Genomic DNA, 3,271 nt, shown 5'->3' on the forward strand with positions numbered 1-3,271 from the left:
CACTTCCCTAATCACTTCCCTAATCAGTTCTCTAAACACTTCTCCTATACACTTTCTTAGGATCAAACTTACCAATCGCGTTTAATCGCCGTACCATCGCGAAACGCCTGATACCAGGCAGCGGAATCCTGCATCTCTAAATCATCATTCAACGGGGGGTAGGCCAGCCCTTTTTTATGACAAAAGTCTGCCATATCAGGAAAACTCCACTCAAACAGGGTATCTGTAAATTCGTCAGGATCAAGACGTGATTCATCATACAAACCGGCTTTCATACGCTGATTCTGCGCTTCCACCATGATAATACCGGCCGCTGTGGAAACATTTAACGAACCCACCATGCCCATCATAGGGATCAGGATATGCTGGTCCGCCAACTCGGCTGCCACATCACTAACCCCTTCCTTTTCCGAACCCATCAGAATCGCGCAGGGGATGGTGTAATCCACATCCCGATAATCCACTGCACGATCAGAGAAATGTGCTGCATACACTTTTAATCCTTGCGACTTCACCTGCCGGATCGCCTGCTGACAACTCTCATGACTAATCGTTTTAACCCAGCGATCACTGCCCTTCGCTGTACCCTTGAATACATAACCTGTTTTGGGTCTTACGGTATGCACATAAGGAATACCCACCGCATCACAGGTACGGATAAGAGCCGCCAGATTTCTCGGTTTATGTACCTGATCAGTGATTAAATGAAGATCAGGCTGACGCCGCTCAAGGGTAGCAATCAGTTTCTGTTTACGTTCAGGTGTCATTGTTAAGCTCTGAAGTCATATTGGATAGGATATTTTAACGAAAACAAGCAGACTTAACTGCACTACAGCCTTTTATAAACCAATTTACTCCTATATTTTATAAGTAGTGTCGAGAAATTAATCCTTTCATAATACTGAGACGAAAGACGTTAATCAGGCTTGCCAGCGTCTATTATACTTAGAAAAATCAATTTCATAACGTTGCTAAAGGAAGGTTCACATTGAAACATCCTCTTTCCGTTACTGAAGCCATCGCCCTGATACCCGATGGCTCAACTATAATGATTGGTGGCTTTATGGGTGTCGGCTCGCCACTCAATCTCATCAAAGAATTGGTTCGTCAGGGTAAAAAATCACTGTGTGTCATTGCTAATGACACGGCTCAGAAAGGCATGGCCATTGGCCTGTTAATTGATGCACACTCGGTTAAAAAAGTGATCGTTTCCCATATTGGTACCAATCCGGAAACCCAACGACAGATGATTGCAGGAGAGCTGGAAGTAGAACTATCGCCCCAAGGAACGTTAGCAGAAAGAGTCCGTGCGGGTGGTTACGGTTTAGGCGGCGTATTGACACCTACGGCTGTTAACACGCTTGCCGCTGACGGAAAACAACTCATAGAAGTCGATGGTAAAAGCTTCCTGCTAGAGCGTCCGCTGAAGGCTGATTTTGCACTCATTAAGGCACAACAATCCGACTACTTCGGCAATCTCAAATATCGTTTGACTGCACAGAACTTTAATCCATTGATGGCCATGGCTGCAGAACATGTCATCGTCGAAGTTGAAGAGATGCTACCTGTCGGCTGTATCCCTCCTGATGACGTACACACCCCCGGCGTGCTGATTGATATGATTGTGAAGAGCGAGGCCAAAGCATGAACGATAAAGAGATTATAGCCCGGCGTATCGCACAAGAAATTGCACCTGGTTCTTTAGTGAATCTGGGGATTGGCCTACCCACTATGGTAGCTCAATATGTAGACCAGGCAGCCAGCGTATTCTTTCAATCCGAAAACGGCGTGATTGGCGTCGGTGGTTTCCCTGAAGGGATGGAGAACCCTTCATTAACCGATGCCGGGGGTAGCTTTATTGGAGTATTACCTGGCGCTGCAGCGTTTGATAGCGCTTTTTCATTTGGCCTGATTCGTGGCGGACACTTAGATATGACCATATTGGGCGGACTTCAGGTGGATGAACAGGGCCACTTGGCAAACTGGATTATCCCCGGAAAAATGGTTCCCGGCATGGGTGGCGCAATGGATCTGGTGACAGGTGCCAAACGCGTTATTGTCGCCATGACTCATAATGCCAAAGGCAAGGCAAAAGTTGTCGCATCGTTAGCATTTCCAATGACAGCCGACCGGAGAGTAGACCTGATCGTAACGGAAAAAGCCGTCATTCAACCTACTAAAAATGGCTTACTACTCAAAGAACTAGGCCCGGGATGCACACTTGAGGAGGTGATTAGCCTGACGGATGCCACCTTGATCATTCCTGACGAGCTGCCGCATATGCAAATCTGACTATACGCGCCCTGAACGTTAACTTAGCGACAGCATCGACACAGATTCAATGGCAGCGCTAAATATGAAATGGTATAGCCGGAATTATGCAGCATACAAAATTGTAGCGGTAGATCTGAACACTAGCTGTTTGCGTATGAAATTTTAATATCAACCACAGGAAGGGTGTCATGAGAACACAAAATAAAAATTTGTACCTGGCAGTTTTCGCTGCTGTTTCAATGCTGATTGGCCAGGCTGTCGCGGCGGCAGAGGTCAAGGTTACACCACTGGGAAGTCAGCATGGTGAATTTTGCCAACTTGACCGGGCGATGCTGTTCGAAGATCCCGATGGTACTCGTATTCTTTATGATCCGGGCCGTACAGTGGCCGGCGCAGATGACCCCAGACTGGGTAAGATTGATGTCATTCTTGTAAGTCATATGCATGGTGACCATGTTGGTGATAAACACATTGCCAAAGAAGGAACAGAAACCTGCGCCGATACCAGTTTCCCTGTTAACTCTCTCCCTAATACCAATGCCGTTAATATTGCGCTGGCTAAAGATGCGAAAATTATTACGGGTAGTGAAATGCCGAAATTTTTTGAGAACAAACTTAAAGCACTGGGTGGCGATCCCAAAAATTCAGAATTGGTGCGTTTTGGCGGCTCCCGTATGATCGGTGGGGTTACCATCACCACGGTGCCCGCTGTGCACTCAAATGGTATTTCAGGACACATGATTGGAGGCGAACTCGGTGAGTTACTTAATGCTTCCGGTTTGACCGCCTATGCCGGCCCGCCAACCGGTTATGTAGTGACATTTTCAAACGGGTTAGTCGTATATTTGTCAGGCGATACCGGCATCACCGCCGAGCAGGAAACAGTGGTAAAAGATCACTACAAGGCTAACTTGGTAGTGATCAATATCGGTGATACGTTTACTACCGGACCCGCAGAAGCCGCCTGGGTTGTGAATAAGTTGATCAAACCAGCAGC

Annotated in this window: 4 protein-coding genes; 3 read left to right on the plus strand and 1 reads right to left on the minus strand. The window is 47.0% G+C overall.

Annotated features, from left to right (window positions below):
- Positions 1-68: 68 nt before the first annotated feature.
- Positions 69-767, minus strand: a complete 699-nt coding sequence (gene trmH / locus ABY436_RS19670; protein WP_372740624.1) for a tRNA (guanosine(18)-2'-O)-methyltransferase TrmH — start codon at positions 765-767, stop codon at positions 69-71.
- Positions 768-988: 221 nt separating this feature from the next.
- Between trmH and ABY436_RS19675 the strand changes: the two genes are divergently transcribed.
- From ABY436_RS19675 to ABY436_RS19685, 3 genes are all read left to right on the plus strand, one after another.
- Positions 989-1,648: a CoA transferase subunit A gene (locus ABY436_RS19675; protein WP_372740625.1), complete on the plus strand. Its 660-nt coding sequence runs from the start codon at positions 989-991 to the stop codon at positions 1,646-1,648.
- Positions 1,645-2,292, plus strand: a complete 648-nt coding sequence (locus ABY436_RS19680) for a 3-oxoacid CoA-transferase subunit B (RefSeq protein WP_372740626.1) — start codon at positions 1,645-1,647, stop codon at positions 2,290-2,292. Before ABY436_RS19675 ends, ABY436_RS19680 begins: the two co-directional genes overlap by 4 nt.
- A gap of 170 nt (positions 2,293-2,462) precedes the next feature.
- Positions 2,463-3,271, plus strand: an 809-nt coding sequence (locus ABY436_RS19685; protein WP_372740627.1) for an MBL fold metallo-hydrolase, incomplete at its 3' end; no start/stop codon positions are given.

It is taken from the genome of Neptunomonas sp. (assembly GCF_041601355.1).
Taxonomy (GTDB): domain Bacteria; phylum Pseudomonadota; class Gammaproteobacteria; order Pseudomonadales; family Balneatricaceae; genus Neptunomonas.